This window comes from Pseudomonas sp. SWRI92 (assembly GCF_014268685.1).
Classification (GTDB): Bacteria; Pseudomonadota; Gammaproteobacteria; order Pseudomonadales; family Pseudomonadaceae; genus Aquipseudomonas; species Aquipseudomonas marvdashtae.
The window spans coordinates 278,377-294,715 of the sequence record NZ_JABWQY010000004.1 but is presented as its reverse complement, the minus strand read 5'-3'; the positions used below and the strand labels follow the sequence as shown (position 1 = coordinate 294,715).

The following is a 16,339-nucleotide window of genomic DNA, read 5'->3' as shown; positions in this document are numbered from 1 at the left end:
CGCCTCGACGCTGGAGATCGACCATGTCGCCCTTGATTCGCCTGCTCGCCAGTTTCATTGCCCTGATGATGGCCATGGGCATTGGCCGCTTCGCCCTTACACCGCAATTACCTCATTTAATCGGCGAAGGTCAGGTCGACTTGACCGCCGCCGGTCTGATTGCAGCCGCCAACTACCTGGGTTATCTGCTCGGTGCGCTGGATGCCATGTTCGCCCGTCGTCCACAACAGGTGCAGCGACGTCTATTGGGAGGCCTGTGGCTGTGCGTAGTACTGACGCTGGCGTCGTTCTGGGCCTGGGGGTTCTGGCCGCACCTGGCGCTGCGCTTCGGCACCGGCGTGGCGAGTGCCTGGGTGATGGTGATGATTACCGCGTTGAGCCAACCTTTGGCAGCGGCGGCGGGACGGCCCCGACTCGGCGCACTGGTATTTGCCGGACCAGGCCTGGGGATTTTTCTTACAGGCTTGCTGGCCTTGGGTTCGAACTTGCTGGGCCAGACATCCGACACCCTGTGGCTGGTGTATGCCGGCGCAGCGCTGGTGATGTTGCTGGTGATCCTGCCCGCCCTGCCCAAACCCGTACCGACGGCCACGGTCGCAGCGCCCATCGCCGCGTCCAGCAACAGCGCAATCGCCCGGCTCTGCGTGGTCTACGCCTTGTATGGCGTCGGCTACATCATTCCGGCGACTTTCCTGTCGCAAATGGCTTCGGCGCAATTTCACGGGCAGTGGCAGGCGGATCTGTTCTGGCCCTGCTTTGGCCTGGCGGCCGCCACCGGGGTGCTGCTGGTGAGCCTGCGTCGACCGAACCCGAACACCACCAGCCGCTGGCTGATGGCTACGTTGTGGCTGCAAGCCGCCGGCGTATTCGCCTGCCTGTTGGGCAGTGGCGTGGGCTTGGCCCTGGGCGTGATCCTATGCGGCGCACCGTTCCTGGCCTGCATGCAACTGATGGTGCTGCGTTCAAGGGAACTGGCGCCCCACGCGACCCAGCGCAACATCGGGCTGCTGACCGCCTGCTTTGCCGTAGGCCAGCTCAGCGGTCCATTGCTGGCGGCGCTGAGCAGCCATTTCAGCGGCGGCCTGCAACCGGCGCTGATCGTCGCCGGCAGCGGTTTGGTGTTGGCGGGCGGTCTGTTGCTGCTGCCTGCCAAACGCGGCGCGAGGAACCCTTGCGCCCAGGCCGCCCTACGCTGATCAGGCTTGGCCGGCAGGGCTGTAGGTTTTGTCCAACTGCGGCGTCGGCTCACCTCGCGCCAAGGCGAAATACAACACTGCGCCGAGAAAGCATCCGGTGAACCAGGCAAAGTTGGCCATCGGTTGCAGCAGCGGCGTGAAAGTGATCGCTACGCCCATCAGCGTCGCCGGAACCAACGCCTTGACGGCGGTCCAGTTGATCCCGCCACTGTAGTAATAACGCCCGCTCGGGCCGTCGTCGAACAGCGCGTCGACGTCGATCTGCTGTTTTTTGATCAGGTAATAATCCACCAACAGAATGCCGAACAGCGGCCCAATAAACGCCGCCAGCACGTCCAGGGTGTAGTGAATCACTTCAGGGTTGTTGAACAGGTTCCACGGTGTGATGAAAATCGACGCCACCGCCGCGATCATGCCGCCGGCGCGCCAACTGATCTTGCTCGGCGCGACGTTGGCAAAGTCGAAGGCCGGGGACACAAAGTTGGCGACAATATTAATGCCGATGGTGGCGGTCACGAAGGCAAACGCCCCGAGCAAGACGGCCACATCGTTGTCGATGCGCGCCACGGTAGCGATCGGGTCGTGAAGCATTTCCCCGAATACCGGCAAAGTCCCGGAGACAATCACCACGGTGACCAGGGAGAACGCCAGGAAATTTACCGGCAACCCCCAGAAATTTCCCCGGCGCACGTCAGACATGCTCCGGCAATAACGGCTGAAATCACCGAAGTTCAGGGTTGGGCCGGAAAAGTACGACACCACCAAAGCTGTCGCCACGATGACCTGACCAAACGCTTGCCAGCCGGACAGCGACTTCTCGGCCAAGGTAAAACTGATGTTGCTCCAACCGGCTTTCCAGACGATCCACCCGGCCAGCAGGAACATCACCGCATACACCACCGGCCCGGCCCAGTCGATAAACCGACGGATCGACTCCATGCCCGTCCAGAACACCAGCGCTTGGACAAACCACAAGCCGAGGAAACCAAACCAGCCCAGGTAGGACAAACCTGCAAAATGCTGCGTCGCATAGACTTCCATCGAAGGAAAAAACCGCAGCACCACAATGATCAGCGCACTCGAGGCCAGATAGGTCTGGATGCCATACCAAGCCACGGCGATCAGGCCACGGATCACCGCCGGAATATTCGCCCCGAACACGCCGAACGCCAACCGGCAAATAACCGGATAAGGCACCGCCGCCTGCTGGCTCGGCTTGGCGACAAGGTTGGCGATCAACTGCACAATGCAAATCCCGCCCAACAACGCGATGAGCACCTGCCAACTCGCCAGGCCCAAGGCGAACAGGCTGGCGGCAAATACATAGCCGCCGACGCTGTGCACATCACTCATCCAGAACGCGAAGATGTTGTACCAATTCCATTTCTGCGGCAGCGGGCCCAAGTCTTCGTTATAGAGACGAGGGCTATAGCCGTTGGGCATTTGCTCGGACATCGCGGGGCTCCTTTTGGATACCGCCGAGCCCCCGAGTTGATTGTCCACCACACTGCGCACGGGAGCTGGCATGGTTTGTATACGGGTTCCAAGGCAGAATGCGTGCCATAGGCACCGGATGCGAGACAAACCGTGGTGTTCAGCGGCGAAACAAGTCGAGCAGGCGCGGGCAAACGCCCACGAACGGGGCGCGAATGCATGTTAAGGGTGCAGGATTTTGTATACAGCGAAGGTCAACCGTGGCGAGGGAGCTTGCGCCCTCGCCACGCGGGGATTTGGTCAGGTCAGCTCAATACGATCCGCATGAATGACAATCTGCCCATTCTTGTACAGCGCACCAATGGCCTTCTTGAAGTTGCCCTTGCTCACGCCAAACAGGCTGGTGATCAATACCGGGTCGCTCTTGTCACTGACCGGGAGCGTGCCGTTGTTCTCGCGCAACTTGGCGAGGATCTTGGCGTTCAAACTGGTGGCCGCTTCCTGACCCACCGGCTGCAGGCTCAGGCTGATCTTGCCGTCTGGACGGATTTCCTTGATGAAACCCTTTTCCTCTTTACCGGCACGCATGAACTTGAAGATTTCGTTCTTGTGGATCAAGCCCCAGTGCTTGTTATTGATGATCGCCTTGAAGCCCATGTCAGTGGCTTCGGCCACCAGCAAATCGACTTCCTGCCCAGGCGTATAGTTGGCCGGGGTCTTGTCCAGATAACGGTCCAAGCGCGCCGTAGCGGTGATGCGGCGGGTGTGTTTGTCGAGGTAGACGTGCACCACGCAATATTCGCCGGCGGTCATCTGGCGCTTCTCTTCGGAGTACGGCAGCAGCAGATCCTTGGGCAGCCCCCAGTCCAGGAACACGCCGATGCTGTTGACCTCAACCACTTTCAGGCTGGCAAATTCGCCTACCTGGACTTTCGGCTTTTCAGTGGTGGCGATCAGTTTGTCGTCGCTGTCCAGATAAATAAAAACATTGAGCCAGTCTTCATCTTCGCTGGGAATATCCTTGGGGATATAACGATTGGGCAGCAGGATTTCACCGTCCGCTCCACCGTCCAGATATAAACCGAAGTTGGTATGTTTAACCACTTGCAAACTGTTGTAGCGCCCGACTAAAGCCATTTCCAATACCCTCATTGCGTGGGCGGCATTCTACCCGGTTTTGCGGCGCGATTCGTGGCCGACGACGAGCTTCGCCGCGCGGCCTTTGATTTTCCTGGGTTTTCGTCCAAGGCGTGGCCATTCGTCAGACGGCCGACGGTTCGCGTCGCTTCCCGTCGGCGCTGGGCTTGCTCAGGTGATCTTATTTAAAACAGCGACTTAGGGTCATAAATACGGATAACCCAGCCGATATTCCGGTTTCAGCGATAATAATTCAGGAGGATATTTGCCAAGCAATTGTCAAGTATTTCCTGTACGATGCCTGGCCCAATTAATTATCTACAGGTTAATGGTCGTCATGCGCGTAAAAGCATCCAACAGCAAATCAAAGCCAGCTCCAGCCGTTGAAACCAGCGAGTCGATCAACGACCAGATCGCTGCGTTCCTCAAGTCCGGCGGTGAAATCCAGCAAATTGCCAAAGGTGTCAGCGGCCAGACATTCGGCCCGTCCAAGCAGATCAGCCTGGGCAAAAAGTAATTCCCGCAGCACCTGGTCCCAAAGCGCTTTGACGCTCGAAGCGCTTGGACTGGAACCCCTCTGCTTACCCCCCTCTCTAAAAAAATCGACGAACGGCCATCGCGGTCGAGCATTCGCCGGTATGCTTGCACCTCTCTAGCTCAAGCGTTTCAGCTTGGTTACGATTCCCTGCTCCTCGCTATTCATGGAGTGAAGCATGCGCATTCACACGGTCGTGCTGTTGACCAGCCTATTGGCCTGCCCTCTCGTCCAGGGACAGGTGTTCCAGCGCGAGCTCGGTGACTTCGACCTTAAACTCGGTACCACGCCCAGCCGCAGCATGGCCCAGGGCCTCGTCACGCCATCGAGCACCGGTTCGTTCCATGGCGGCCTGGACCTGAGCCACGACAGCGGCTGGTACATCGGACAGTGGTCGCCCAGCGCGGGGGTGTCCGCCGACCTTGAAGTCGATTCCTACATGGGTTTCAAACAGCCTTTCGACCAGACCCTCGGCTATGAAGTCGGCCTCATCCATTACAGCTACCCCACCGTCGATACCCTCGACAGCCAGGAATTCTATGGCGGCCTGACCCTGCTCGGCAGTCGCTTCGGCGCCGCCCTGAGCAACGACCCGGACAAACAGAACAGCACCCTGTTTGCCGACCTGGGCGGCAACGTGCCGTTCGGCATTGGCATCAGTGCCAAATACACCACTCATCAGCTCAACTCGCCGGTGTCTGTGGATAATGGCTACATCAGCAGCTTCAGCGACTGGTCGTTGAAAATCTCCCGCCCCTGGAGAGGCATTGACCTGGACCTGATCTACAGCGATTCGAGCCTCAGCGGCAACAGTTGCTCGGCGTATTCGGGTCACAACAGTGAATGCGACGGACTGGTCACACTGAAGATGGCCCACCCTTTTTACTAAGCGTTACGTATTCAATCGGCTGAACTGCCGCGCCCCTGCCATGCTCCAACAAAGCACCTACGCTTTCGCAAGGACTCGCTCATGTCGCGCTGGTTAATTCGCACCGCCATGTTCATCGCCATGCTCTTCGTGCTCACCGCTTGCAGCCGCGTCGGGCTGGCGTACCGCAACCTCGACCTGATCATCCCCTGGACGCTCAACGACTATTTGGAGATCAACGGAGAGCAAAAAGACTGGTTCGACGATCGCCTCAAGGAGCACCTGAGCTGGCATTGCACCACGCAATTGCCCGGCTACCTTGACTGGCTTGATCGCCTGAAGACCATGGTACAAACCAATCAGGTCACCGACGAAGCCCTGCAGCAACGCACCCGCGAGGCCAAGGCCGCCATCGCCGAAACCGCCCGGGAAATCACCCCGTCGACCATCGAACTGCTGCAAGGCCTGAGCGACGACCAAGTGGCCGACATGGACGCCGCGTTCGTCAAGGATCAACGCAAACGCCAGCGGGAATACCTCAAGCCGACGCTGCAGCAGCAGATCAAGGAACGTGCCGAGCGCATGGAAAAACGCCTGAATGACTGGGTCGGCCCGCTCAATATCGCCCAACGCCAACGAGTAGTGGCCTGGTCCACCGCCCTCGGCGACCAGAACCAGCAATGGATCGCCAACCGCGCCCACTGGCAGAACCAATTCAGCCAAGCCGTGGCCCAGCGCCACAGCCCCGACTTCCCAAAACGCATCGAACAATTGCTGGTGAACCGTGAGAGCCTGTGGACCCCCGCCTACCGCGAGGCCTACAACAAGACCGAAGCCCAGGCCCGCAGCCTGCTGGCAGACCTTATGGCCGACAGCACCCCGGCGCAGCGTGAACGGTTGTTGCAAAAAATCGACGGAGTGAAAAAGGACTTCAGTGATTTGAAATGCTTGAAGGCAGCGCAACGGTAGGACAGGCCATCACCTGGAAGCGTGCGAGCCCGCTCCCAGGTGATATAGGACTGGATCTAGGCAATCTGCGCCTTCGAAGCCAAATCATCGAACGTAAACTCATCCAGCGCATCTTCCTGTTCATCCAGCACCTGACGCGGATGATCGTTACCCGGAATGCTGCTGTCGATCAGGCTCAACAACCGCGAGCCACGCGGCGTCAGCACAAAATTCTCGCCATTGCCGCCTTCTTCCTCCGGACGAGGTTCAATATAGCCGCGCTCCAGCAGTAACTTCTCGTACTCCCCGGCGACCGCTTTCAGATGATCGAGGTTCTCGATTTCTTCGCCCTCAGCTGCTTTCGCCGCCGCGTGCTGCTCCGCATAGGGCCGAGGGGTAAAACTGTGGCCGGCGCCGTTCTGCACTTCGTGAAGCAACCGTTCGATCAAGTCCCAGTTATAAGTCGTCATCCTGGTCCATCCTCTAAAGAGTGAGATGCCTACTTGTTTTGTGACCGAGGCGGCGCCGCGCCGTTCAGCCGGGTTCACGACCGGTCCTCTCCCCGAGCCGACCAACGGCATGTCGAATCCGACGCCAACCAAACGACTAGGCAGAGCAACCGTCGATAAACGAATCTCTGAGGAGCAGCCCATGAACATCGAACACCATCCAGTCGTGTCGCGGGAAGAATGGCTCGCCGCCCGCACCCAACACCTGGCTCACGAAAAAGCCTTCACCCGCGAACGGGACAAACTCAGCGCCGAACGCCGCGCCCTGCCCTGGGTAAAAATCGACAAGCCCTACCGCTTCCAAGGCCCGCACGGCGAACTGAGCCTGGCCGACCTGTTCGGCGGTCGCAGCCAACTGATCATCTACCACTTCATGTTCGGCCCCGCCTGGACCGAAGGCTGCCAAGGCTGCTCGTTCCTGTCCGACCACATCGACGGCGCCAACCAACACCTGGCCCACCACGACGTCGCCGTTGTCGCCGTCTCCCGCGCGCCCCTGGCCGAATTCCAGCCCTTCAAACGCCGCATGGGCTGGGCCTTCGACTGGGTCTCGTCAGAAGGCTGCGACTTCAACTACGACTTCGGCGTCAGCTTCAAGACCGAAGACACCGCCGCCGGAAAAGCCACCTACAACTACGAAAAAACCGACACCACCGAAGGCGAACTCCCCGGCCTGAGCGTCTTCTATCGCAACGAAACCGGCGACATCTTCCACACCTACTCCACCTACGCCCGCGGCCTGGACATCCTGGTCGGCACCTACAACTACCTCGACCTCACGCCGAAGGGCCGCAACGAAGAGGAGATCATGGACTGGGTGCGGTATCACGATAAATACGAAGAGGCCAAGCCCCATAGTTGCTGCCACAGCTGATACGCCAACCCGCCCAGTCGAGCGCGAGCCCTGTGGTGAGGGAGCTTGCTCCCGCTCGACTGCGCAGCAGTCGCTTGCTTTAAGCCTACAAATACCAGGCCAAACGTCCTACATGAAGCTCGGAAAGCGGTGTCTTGTGGCAGTGGAGCAGGCCAGCCTATAGTCCCTCGTCGCCCAAAAGACGACCGGGTTTGGCGACCCGAATCAACAGAGAGGCTCATCAACTTCCGAGGCTCTTGCTATGACCAGATACATGCCCATCACTGGCGTCGATTGCACACCCGCCACCCTGCTCATCGACACCGAGGCCCCACTCGACGTCCTGTTCGAAACCGCCGACTACCGAATCCGCACCGTGACCCAGCTGCTGGAAAACATCGCGTTCCGCTCGGATATCAGCTCCGATACGGTGGTGCTTTCTGATTTTTGCAAATTGCTGACGATAGCGTTGCGCGACGGGTGTGATGTGATGGATGTGATTGGGAGACGGTTGCGGGCGCAAGCTGCTGAGTAACGCAAATGGGCGACCTTTGGCCGCCCGTTTCACTTTCGAATTATGGAATAACCAGGCACACGCTTGACCCTGAATATGCAGCCTTGCTTTTTCTGTATTTTATAGACTACATTTTATGAAGAAGATCGAATCCAGCAAATTCCGATCCTGGCTGAAAAAGCTCGGATGACACCGGCAGAGCTCGTATCACCTCACGGATCAATCGACTGACAGAGGGGTTACCTGGCGATGTCGCTCCAGTCGGCCATGGTATCAGTGAGCTACGAATTCATTACGGGCTTGGCTACAGGGTGTACTTCCACCAGCAGGGCGACGTGCTGGTGATTCTACTCTGTGGCGGCGATAAGGGCAGTCAGAGCCGCGACATTGAAACCGCCCACCAGATAATGCAGGCGTGGAGAGCACAGAATGACTGAGACTTTTACAGAATTCGACCCCGCAGAATACCTCAGCACTCCCGAGGCCATCGCGGAGTTTATGAGCGATGCCCTGGAAACCGGCGATGCAAGCTATATCGCCAAAGCGATGGGGGTAGTCGCACGAGTCAAGGGGATGGCGGAATTGGCCAGGGAAACTGGCCTGTCGCGCGAACAGCTATACCGCTCGTTCAGCGAGCATGGTAATCCCACTCTGAAAACACTCCTGGCGGTCATGAAAGCACTTGGCGTCGACATGACGGCTCGGCCCCACACCCACACTACGTCGTAGCCATAACGGAAGCAGCGCAGGAAACGAGGACAGATTTATTTTGCTGTCTGCCCCTTGGCCGCCGCTGCCCTCGTTGTTCTACTCGTATGCCAACAATCCGCTCTACCTCGTCAACGAAGCGCCCTGTCCCGGTCAACTGATCGCGCTGCAGCGCATCTTGCATCAAACGGACCTGATCTGTAGGTACAAAAAGATCCTGCGCCGCGGTAGGACTCCCTCGATCAGCAGCCCACCTTGCAATCACTGAACTTTCTCCCCGCCATCAGCCTCAACCGTTTATCTGCCCAACAAAGGAATACGAGGCCCGAGCCATGAAAACCCTGATCACACTCACCCTCGCCGCCACCCTCACCTGCGCCCTGCCCGCCTGGGCCGCTTGCACACCCGAAGAAGCCACCATCAAGCGCGAGCAACTGGCGGATAAGGTCGCCAAGCTCACCGAGCAGGATCCGTCCAAAGCCAAGGAAATGAATGCCGAACTGCAGGCCATGAACATCGAGACATCCAGCAAGGAGGTGCCGGACAAATGCGAGTTGATTGATAAGCGACTGCGGGAACTGGAGGAGGCGCAGAAGAAGGCGGAGTGAGCGCCACAGAACCGAACACAGCTGGTTTGTGGCGAGGGGATTTATCCCCGCTGGGCTGCGAAGCAGACCTGAAGCTTGCGACTCGGTACATCAGGGTAAATAGGTTGCTTCTATTGGACTGCTTCGCAGCCCAGCGGGGATAAATCCCCTCGCCACAGGTTTTGCGCAAGATTCAGCCGCTCATAAAAAAACCGGACCCAAGGTCCGGTTTTTTTCATCAAGCGCTAACGCCGATTTTACTCAGCCGCCGGCGCCTCTGGCTTGCGGCGCTTGAGCGGGGCCATGCCGTCCTTGCTGACCAGCGACAAGGCGTCGGTCTTCGGGCGGTTGGCGATCTTGCGCTTGGTCGGGGCCTTGGCGCCGGTTTTTTTCTTGTCGCCCTTTGCGTCGACTTTTTTCTTCTTCACACCAACGGCCTTGCCCGAGGCCTTGACCTTTTTCGGTCCGCCGTAGGTGCCTTTGACTTCCTTGATGGTGCGACGCTCGAAGCTCTGCTTGAGGTAGCGCTCGACGCTCGACATCAGGTTCCAGTCGCCATGGCAGATCAGCGAGATCGCCAGGCCATCGTTGCCGGCGCGACCAGTGCGGCCGATACGGTGCACGTATTCGTCGCCGCTGCGGGGCATGTCGAAGTTGATGACCATGTCCAGCCCATCCACGTCCAGGCCACGGGCCGCGACGTCGGTGGCGACGAGGATTTTCACGCCGCCCTGCTTGAGGCGGTCGATGGCCAGCTTGCGGTCTTTCTGGTCTTTCTCGCCGTGCAGCACGAAGGCTTTGTATTCCTGGGCAACGAGACGGCCGTAGATACGGTCGGCCATGGCCCGGGTGTTGGTGAATACGATGGCCTTTTCATAGGTTTCGTTGGCCAGCAGCCAGTTGACGATCTGCTCTTTGTGCTGGTTGTGGTCGGCGGTGATGATTTGCTGGCGCGTGGTGGCGTTCAGCTGGCTGACCGCGTTGAGCTGCAAGTGCTCAGGGTTGTTCAGGACCTTGGCGATCATCTCACGCAGGCCAGAACCGCCCGTGGTGGCGGAGAACAGCATGGTCTGCTGGCGGTTGGTGCACTCTTCCACCAGGCGCTGCACGTCTTCGGCAAAGCCCATGTCCAGCATGCGGTCGGCTTCATCCAGCACCAGCACTTCGACTTCCTTGAGGTCGAGGTTGCCGGCGTTCAGTTGCTCGATCATCCGCCCCGGCGTGCCGATCAGGATGTCCGGCACCTTGCGCAGCATGGCGGCCTGGACCTTGAAGTCTTCGCCGCCGGTGATCAGGCCGGACTTGATGAAGGTGAACTGCGAGAAACGCTCCACTTCCTTCAAGGTCTGCTGGGCCAGCTCACGGGTCGGCAGCAGGATCAGGGTCTTGATGCTGACGCGGACCTTGGCCGGACCGATCAGGCGGTTAAGGATCGGCAACACGAACGCGGCGGTCTTGCCGCTGCCGGTTTGCGCCGTCACCCGCAGGTCACGCCCCTGGAGCGCGAGCGGAATAGCCGCTGCCTGCACCGGCGTTGGCTCGACAAATTTAAGCTCGGCCACGGCTTTGAGCAGGCGTTCGTGCAGGGCGAATTGGGAAAACACGGGTGCTACCTCGAAGAAATGCAAAAAAACAGCTGCATAGGGTAACGGTTTCGAGCGCGAAGGCCGAGTTTCTTTATACAAACGGCGCCAAATCAGCGTGTTTTTATTAACGGATTTGTCATCAACGGTCACTTTATCGGGCTTAAATGCTCTAATTCGCCCCATCGCGCCTATAGAAGAACCGTCTCGTCCATGGATATCAAACAGCTCTGGCTCAACCTACAAGATTTCTGGGGCGCCCTGGATCAGCATCCGCTCCTGCATTCCAGCCTCGCCCTGGCGCTGCTGCTGACGATTGCGCTGGTGCTCGGGCGCGTGGCGCGCTACCTGATCTTGCACGGCGCCAAGCTACTTGGCCGCCAACCGGCCCTGCACTGGGTCAACGACCTGCGCCAGAACAAGGTCTTTCATCGACTGGCGCAGACGACGCCGTCGCTGATCATCCAGTTCGGCCTGCACCTGGTGCCGGGGCTCGGCAAGACCAGCACGGTGTTCCTGGGCAATGTCGCGCTGGCCTTCACCATTCTGTTCATGGTGCTCGCCATCAGTGCCCTGCTCAGCGCCCTGCTGGATGTGTACGCCCGCACCGAGCATGCCCGCACTCGCTCGATCAAAGGCTACGTGCAACTGACGAAAATGGTGCTGTATGTGTTCGGCGCGATCATCATCGTCGCCACGCTGATCGACCGTTCGCCGCTGTTGCTGCTGTCGGGCCTGGGTGCGATGTCGGCCGTGATCCTGTTGGTCTACAAGGACACGCTGTTGTCGTTCGTCGCCAGCGTGCAGTTGACCAGTAACGACATGCTGCGGGTCGGTGACTGGATCGAGATGCCCCAGGTCGGCGCCGACGGTGACGTGGTGGACATCACCCTGCACACGGTCAAGGTGCAGAACTTCGACAAGACCATCGTCTCGATCCCGACCTGGCGCCTGATGTCCGAGTCGTTCAAGAACTGGCGCGGCATGCAGCAATCCGGCGGGCGGCGGATCAAGCGCAGCCTGTTCATCGACGCCAGCGGCGTGCGCTTCCTCCACGACGAGGAGGAACAGCGCCTGACCCAGGTGCGCCTGCTGACCGACTACATCGGCCGCAAGCAGGCCGAGCTCAAGGCCTGGAACGAAGCCCAGGGCAACGTCGCGGCGATGTCGGCCAACCGCCGGCGGATGACCAACCTGGGCACCTTTCGCGCCTATGCCCTGGCCTATCTGAAAAGCCACCCCGAGATCCAGCCGAACATGACCTGCATGGTCCGGCAGCTGCAAACTACCGCCCAAGGCATCCCGCTGGAAATCTACTGCTTCACTGGCACCACCGTGTGGGCCGACTACGAACGCATCCAGGGGGATATTTTCGATTACCTGCTGGCGGTGATGCCGGAGTTTGGATTGAACCTGTACCAGCAGCCAAGCGGCACGGATCTGCGCTCGGGACTGCTGCCGGCAGTGCTGGGGGCGAGCCACCTGCCGGAGACGGAGAAGCAGGTGGTCTGAACCACCACGATATTCAGGGCGAAGGCTGAGGTCGGCGAACCCCCAACCGACTGATCCACACTGCCGCCAGTATCACCGACCCACCCAGCAACAACCGCCCCAACGCCTCGTGCTGGTTCCAGATCAACAGGTTCACCAGCAGCCCTACCGGCACGTGCAGGTTGTTCATCACTGCCAGCGTGCCGCCGTTGACCAGGCAAGCGCCTTTGTTCCACCAGTACAAACCGAGCGCGGTGGAAACCAGCCCGAGGAATACCAGTACGCCCCACTGCAACGGCGCTTCAGGCCAGAAATCCGCCTTGCCGAACAGCAGGAACGCCGGCAACGCAACCATCAGCGCGCCCAGGTAGAAATAGCCGAAACGTCGGTAATGCGGCAGGTCACTCGGATGCCGCGCTACCAAGTGCTTGTACAACACCTGCCCCGCCGCATAGGTGAAGTTGGCCAGTTGCAGCAGCAAGAACCCCATGAAGAAATCCGGGTTGATCCGGTCGTAGCGAATCACCGCCGCGCCGGCCACGGCCACCAGCGCCGCGATCAACGCCCAGGGATTGAAGCGGCGGTTGAGGGCATCTTCGATCAAGGTCACGTGGAGCGGCGTGAGGATGGTGAACAACAATACCTCTGGGACCGTCAGCACTCGGAAACTCAGGTAAAGGCAAACGTAAGTCACGCCGAACTGCAAGGCGCCGATCAACAGCATGCCGCGCATGAACGACGGTTCCACCTGGCGCCAGCGCGTCAACGGAATGAACACCAGCCCCGCCAGCACGACCCGCACCAGCACCGCGAAATAACTGTCGACGTGGCCGGCCAGGTATTCGCCGATCAGGCTGAAGGAAAACGCCTGGATCAATGTCACAAAAAGTAGATAGCCCATACCGCCCTCGTTTCGAATGGCGGCGAAGATAACGGTTTTGAACAGTGGGAGCCATGAGATCGCAGGCAAAAAAAAGCCCGATCTCGCTTAAGCGTTCAATCGGGCTGATGCACTCAGGGAGCAATAAGTGCAAAGGGAGGTTCGATGCGCAAAACAGTTTGAAGGGAAGCGCCGAGTCACTAGACCACTTGGCGATTACCCGAGGATTAACGGATCAGGCGACTTGGGACAGCTTGGCGTTGGCCTGATTCAAGCCCTTCTCCTGGAAGTCACCGCCCAGGTTCAAGCCTTCGGCATGGATGAACGTGACATCGTGGATACCGACGAAGCCCATCACCTGGCGCAGGTACGGTTCCTGGTGGTCGGTGCTGCCGCCTGCATGGATGCCGCCGCGGGCGGTCAGGACGAAGGCGCGCTTGCCGGTCAATAAACCCTGGGGACCGGTGGGGGTGTACTTGAACGTCACGCCAGCACGCAATACGTGGTCCAGCCAGGCTTTCAAGGTGCTGGGAATCGCGAAGTTGTACATCGGCGCGGCCATCACCAGTACGTCGGCGGCCAGCAGTTCGTCGGTCAGTTGGTTGGAGCGCTCCAGCGAAGCGTTCTCGATGTCGTTGCGCTGCTCGACCGGTTTCATCCAGCCACCCAGCAAGTTGGCGTCCAGGTGCGGCACCGGATTGACGGCCAGGTCACGAACGCTGATCTCATCGGCAGGGTGTGCGGCTTTCCACTGGTTGATGAAGGTCTGGGTCAGTTGGCGGGAAATCGAATCTTGCTGGCGGGCACTGCTTTCGATGATCAGGACGCGGGACATGGCTTTGTAGGCTCCATCTGAGAATGTTGTCAGTCGATGGAGTGAAGGTTAAGCGCGATCATATCGATGAAAAAGCGCAAATAATTGCTGCAATGCATCGATATTTTCGTTTATAAGCGGAGCACGCCTAGCGACGCTGCCCGCCGTTGGCTACTTCGGCTTACAGGTCAGCTCGATGCGCAGCTTGATGATGTTGCGGTTGAACTTGGCGGTGGCGTTCTTGAATTTGCCGGCGGCGACTTCGATCTTGCGGGTGCGCGGCGCTTCGGGGCCGTTGCGGAAAACCACGGCGCAAGCCGCGTCCGTGTTGCCGTAGTTGTTGACTTGGATCGAGCCAATATCGGCATCGGTGTCGTAGGCGGTGTAGTCGATGCTCAGGCCGTTGAGGTGTTTTTCCACATCGATCGGGTAGGCGAACGCGGTCAATGGCAACAGGGCCAGCAACGCACAACAGATTTTCTTCATTCGGCAGTCTCCACCAAGGGACCGCCAGCTTAGGACAAGAGGAGCTCAATATGAAAGCGCCCCGCGTGACCCTTGATCAGTGGCGAACGTTGCAGGCGGTGGTGGACCACGGTGGTTTCGCCCAGGCTGCCGAAGTGCTGCACCGCTCCCAATCCTCGGTGAGCTACACCGTCGCGCGCATGCAGGATCAGCTCGGCGTACCGTTGCTGCGCATCGACGGGCGCAAGGCCGTGCTGACCGAAGCCGGTGGCGTACTGTTGCGCCGCTCCCGGCAATTGGTGAAACAGGCCAGCCAATTGGAAGACCTGGCCCATCACATGGAGCAAGGCTGGGAAGCCGAAGTTCGCCTGGTGGTCGACGCGGCCTACCCCAACGCCCGCCTCGTTCGCGCCTTGACGGCGTTCATGCCACAAAGCCGTGGCTGCCGGGTGCGGCTGCGCGAAGAAGTGCTGTCGGGTGTCGAGGAAGTGCTGCTCGAAGGCGTGGCGGACCTGGCCATCAGCGGTTTCAGCATTCCCGGATACCTGGGCGCGGAACTGAGCGATGTGGAGTTCATCGCGGTGGCCCATCCAGAACATGCCTTGCACCGCCTCAATCGCGAGCTGAACTTCCAGGACCTGGAAAGCCAGTTGCAAGTAGTCATCCGCGACTCCGGCCGCCAGCAACCCCGAGATGTCGGCTGGCTCGGTGCCGAACAGCGCTGGACCGTCGGCAGCCTGGCCACCGCCGCGAGTTTTGTCGGCAGCGGGTTGGGATTCGCCTGGCTGCCCCGCCATATGATCGAACGAGAACTCAAGGAAGGCTTGCTCAAGCGTCTACCCTTGGAACAGGGAGGCAGCCGCAACTCGACCTTCTATCTGTTCTCAAACAAGGAAAAACCCCTGGGCCCGGCCACGCAAATCCTGATCGAACTGCTGCGCACCTTTGACACCGCGCCGCTGGATGCGCCGTTCGCCGCCCCTGAACAAGCCTGACAAGGATTTCGCCGATGGCCTATTTCGAGCACGAAGGTTGCAACCTGCATTACGAAGAGTACGGCCACGGCGCGCCCCTGGTGCTGGTCCACGGGTTGGGCTCGAGCACGCGGGACTGGGAAAGACAGATCCCGGTGTTGTCCGCCCGTTATCGCCTGATCGTGCCCGATGTGCGCGGCCACGGTCGCTCCGACAAGCCCCGCGAGCGCTACAGCATCGAAGGCTTCAGCGCCGACCTGTGCGCCCTGATCGACCACCTCGACCTGGGCCCGGTGCACTTGGTGGGCTGGTCCATGGGCGGCATGATTGGTTTCCAGTTGGCCGTGGACGAACCCGCGCGGGTCAAGAGCCTGTGCATTGTCAACAGCGCCCCTGAAGTCAAAGTCCGCACGCCCGACGATTGCTGGCAATGGTTCAAGCGCTGGAGCTTGATGCGCCTGCTGAGCCTTGAAACCATCGGCAAGGCCCTCGGCGCCAAATTGTTCCCCAAGCCCGAGCAAACCGAGCTGCGCCTGGAAATGGCCCGACGCTGGGCACAGAACGACAAACGCGCCTATCTCGCCAGTTTCGATGCCATCGTCGGCTGGGGTGTGCAGGAACACCTGTCGCACATCGCCTGTCCAACCCTCATCATTTGCGCCGACCACGACTACACCCCGGTGGCGCTGAAAGAGGCTTATACGAAGCTTTTGCCTGACGCACGACTGGCGGTCATCGCCGATTCACGGCACGCTACACCGCTGGATCAACCCGAACGCTTCAACCAGACCCTGCTCGAATTCTTGACCGCAATCGATTCCACTACCCAGGATCACTGAACCC

18 protein-coding genes and 1 pseudogene are annotated in these 16,339 nt (G+C 59.6%); 12 read left to right on the top strand and 7 right to left on the bottom strand.

Annotated elements, in window-relative coordinates; genetic code table 11:
- Window positions 1-23 precede the first annotated feature (23 nt).
- Window positions 24-1,196, top strand: coding sequence for an MFS transporter (locus HU762_RS10215; RefSeq protein ID WP_186636144.1), 1,173 nt, complete (start codon window positions 24-26; stop codon window positions 1,194-1,196).
- Here HU762_RS10215 and HU762_RS10210 read toward each other — a convergent pair whose 3' ends face one another.
- Both HU762_RS10210 and HU762_RS10205 read right to left on the bottom strand, forming a co-directional pair.
- Entirely contained in the window at window positions 1,197-2,651 is a 1,455-nt protein-coding gene (locus HU762_RS10210; protein ID WP_186636141.1) for an NCS1 family nucleobase:cation symporter-1, read from the bottom strand.
- A gap of 279 nt (window positions 2,652-2,930) precedes the next feature.
- Window positions 2,931-3,767 (bottom strand): S1-like domain-containing RNA-binding protein, encoded by an 837-nt coding sequence (locus HU762_RS10205; RefSeq protein WP_186636138.1) that lies wholly within the window; start codon window positions 3,765-3,767, stop codon window positions 2,931-2,933.
- A 328-nt stretch (window positions 3,768-4,095) separates the two neighbouring features.
- On the opposite strand from HU762_RS10205, the gene HU762_RS10200 reads away from it, so the two are divergent.
- The 3 genes from HU762_RS10200 (at window position 4,096) to HU762_RS10190 (ending at window position 6,139) form a co-directional block, all read left to right on the top strand.
- Window positions 4,096-4,284 carry a hypothetical protein gene (locus HU762_RS10200; RefSeq protein WP_172436054.1) on the top strand — a complete coding sequence of 63 codons (189 nt, stop codon included), beginning with the start codon at window positions 4,096-4,098 and terminating at the stop codon, window positions 4,282-4,284.
- A 196-nt stretch (window positions 4,285-4,480) separates the two neighbouring features.
- On the top strand, window positions 4,481-5,191 hold the full coding sequence (locus HU762_RS10195) for a TorF family putative porin (RefSeq protein ID WP_186636135.1): 711 nt from the start codon (window positions 4,481-4,483) through the stop codon (window positions 5,189-5,191).
- A gap of 81 nt (window positions 5,192-5,272) precedes the next feature.
- Window positions 5,273-6,139, top strand: coding sequence for a DUF6279 family lipoprotein (locus tag HU762_RS10190; RefSeq protein ID WP_186636132.1), 867 nt, complete (start codon window positions 5,273-5,275; stop codon window positions 6,137-6,139).
- A 56-nt stretch (window positions 6,140-6,195) separates the two neighbouring features.
- Here the strand turns inward: HU762_RS10190 and HU762_RS10185 are convergent, their stop codons facing one another.
- Window positions 6,196-6,588, bottom strand: a complete 393-nt coding sequence (locus tag HU762_RS10185) for a transcriptional regulator (protein ID WP_186614036.1) — start codon at window positions 6,586-6,588, stop codon at window positions 6,196-6,198.
- Between the two features lie 181 nt (window positions 6,589-6,769).
- Here HU762_RS10185 and HU762_RS10180 point away from each other — a divergent pair, with 181 nt between their 5' ends.
- The 5 genes and pseudogenes from HU762_RS10180 (at window position 6,770) to HU762_RS10160 (ending at window position 9,310) form a co-directional block, all read left to right on the top strand.
- The gene (locus tag HU762_RS10180; RefSeq protein WP_186636129.1) at window positions 6,770-7,501 is read left to right on the top strand and encodes a thioredoxin family protein; all 732 of its coding nucleotides are present in this window, start codon (window positions 6,770-6,772) and stop codon (window positions 7,499-7,501) included.
- Window positions 7,502-7,742: 241 nt separating this feature from the next.
- A complete protein-coding gene (locus HU762_RS10175; protein WP_186636126.1) occupies window positions 7,743-8,015 on the top strand; it encodes a hypothetical protein in 273 nt (90 codons plus the stop codon).
- A gap of 115 nt (window positions 8,016-8,130) precedes the next feature.
- Window positions 8,131-8,431: pseudogene (locus tag HU762_RS10170) on the top strand (type II toxin-antitoxin system RelE/ParE family toxin).
- A complete protein-coding gene (locus HU762_RS10165; protein WP_186636124.1) occupies window positions 8,424-8,723 on the top strand; it encodes an addiction module antidote protein in 300 nt (99 codons plus the stop codon). The pseudogene HU762_RS10170 and the gene HU762_RS10165 overlap by 8 nt, the downstream one beginning before the upstream one ends.
- Window positions 8,724-9,034: 311 nt before the next feature.
- Complete coding sequence (locus HU762_RS10160) at window positions 9,035-9,310, top strand: hypothetical protein (RefSeq protein WP_186636121.1); 276 nt, start codon at window positions 9,035-9,037, stop codon at window positions 9,308-9,310.
- 236 nt (window positions 9,311-9,546) lie between these two features.
- Here HU762_RS10160 and HU762_RS10155 read toward each other — a convergent pair whose 3' ends face one another.
- Window positions 9,547-10,893, bottom strand: a complete 1,347-nt coding sequence (locus HU762_RS10155; RefSeq protein ID WP_186636117.1) for a DEAD/DEAH box helicase — start codon at window positions 10,891-10,893, stop codon at window positions 9,547-9,549.
- A 192-nt stretch (window positions 10,894-11,085) separates the two neighbouring features.
- Here HU762_RS10155 and HU762_RS10150 point away from each other — a divergent pair, with 192 nt between their 5' ends.
- A complete protein-coding gene (locus HU762_RS10150) occupies window positions 11,086-12,384 on the top strand; it encodes a mechanosensitive ion channel family protein (RefSeq protein ID WP_186636114.1) in 1,299 nt (432 codons plus the stop codon).
- 13 nt (window positions 12,385-12,397) lie between these two features.
- Here HU762_RS10150 and HU762_RS10145 read toward each other — a convergent pair whose 3' ends face one another.
- The 3 genes from HU762_RS10145 to HU762_RS10135 form a co-directional block, all read right to left on the bottom strand.
- The gene (locus tag HU762_RS10145; protein WP_186636111.1) at window positions 12,398-13,264 is read right to left on the bottom strand and encodes a carboxylate/amino acid/amine transporter; all 867 of its coding nucleotides are present in this window, start codon (window positions 13,262-13,264) and stop codon (window positions 12,398-12,400) included.
- Between the two features lie 214 nt (window positions 13,265-13,478).
- The gene (locus tag HU762_RS10140) at window positions 13,479-14,078 is read right to left on the bottom strand and encodes an FMN-dependent NADH-azoreductase (RefSeq protein WP_186636108.1); all 600 of its coding nucleotides are present in this window, start codon (window positions 14,076-14,078) and stop codon (window positions 13,479-13,481) included.
- Window positions 14,079-14,228: 150 nt separating this feature from the next.
- Window positions 14,229-14,543: a 3-phosphoglycerate kinase gene (locus tag HU762_RS10135; RefSeq protein ID WP_186636105.1), complete on the bottom strand. Its 315-nt coding sequence runs from the start codon at window positions 14,541-14,543 to the stop codon at window positions 14,229-14,231.
- Window positions 14,544-14,593: 50 nt separating this feature from the next.
- Between HU762_RS10135 and HU762_RS10130 the strand changes: the two genes are divergently transcribed.
- Entirely contained in the window at window positions 14,594-15,517 is a 924-nt protein-coding gene (locus tag HU762_RS10130; protein ID WP_109755825.1) for a LysR family transcriptional regulator, read from the top strand.
- A gap of 14 nt (window positions 15,518-15,531) precedes the next feature.
- Window positions 15,532-16,335: an alpha/beta hydrolase gene (locus HU762_RS10125; RefSeq protein ID WP_186636102.1), complete on the top strand. Its 804-nt coding sequence runs from the start codon at window positions 15,532-15,534 to the stop codon at window positions 16,333-16,335.
- The last annotated feature ends 4 nt before the right edge of the window (window positions 16,336-16,339 follow it).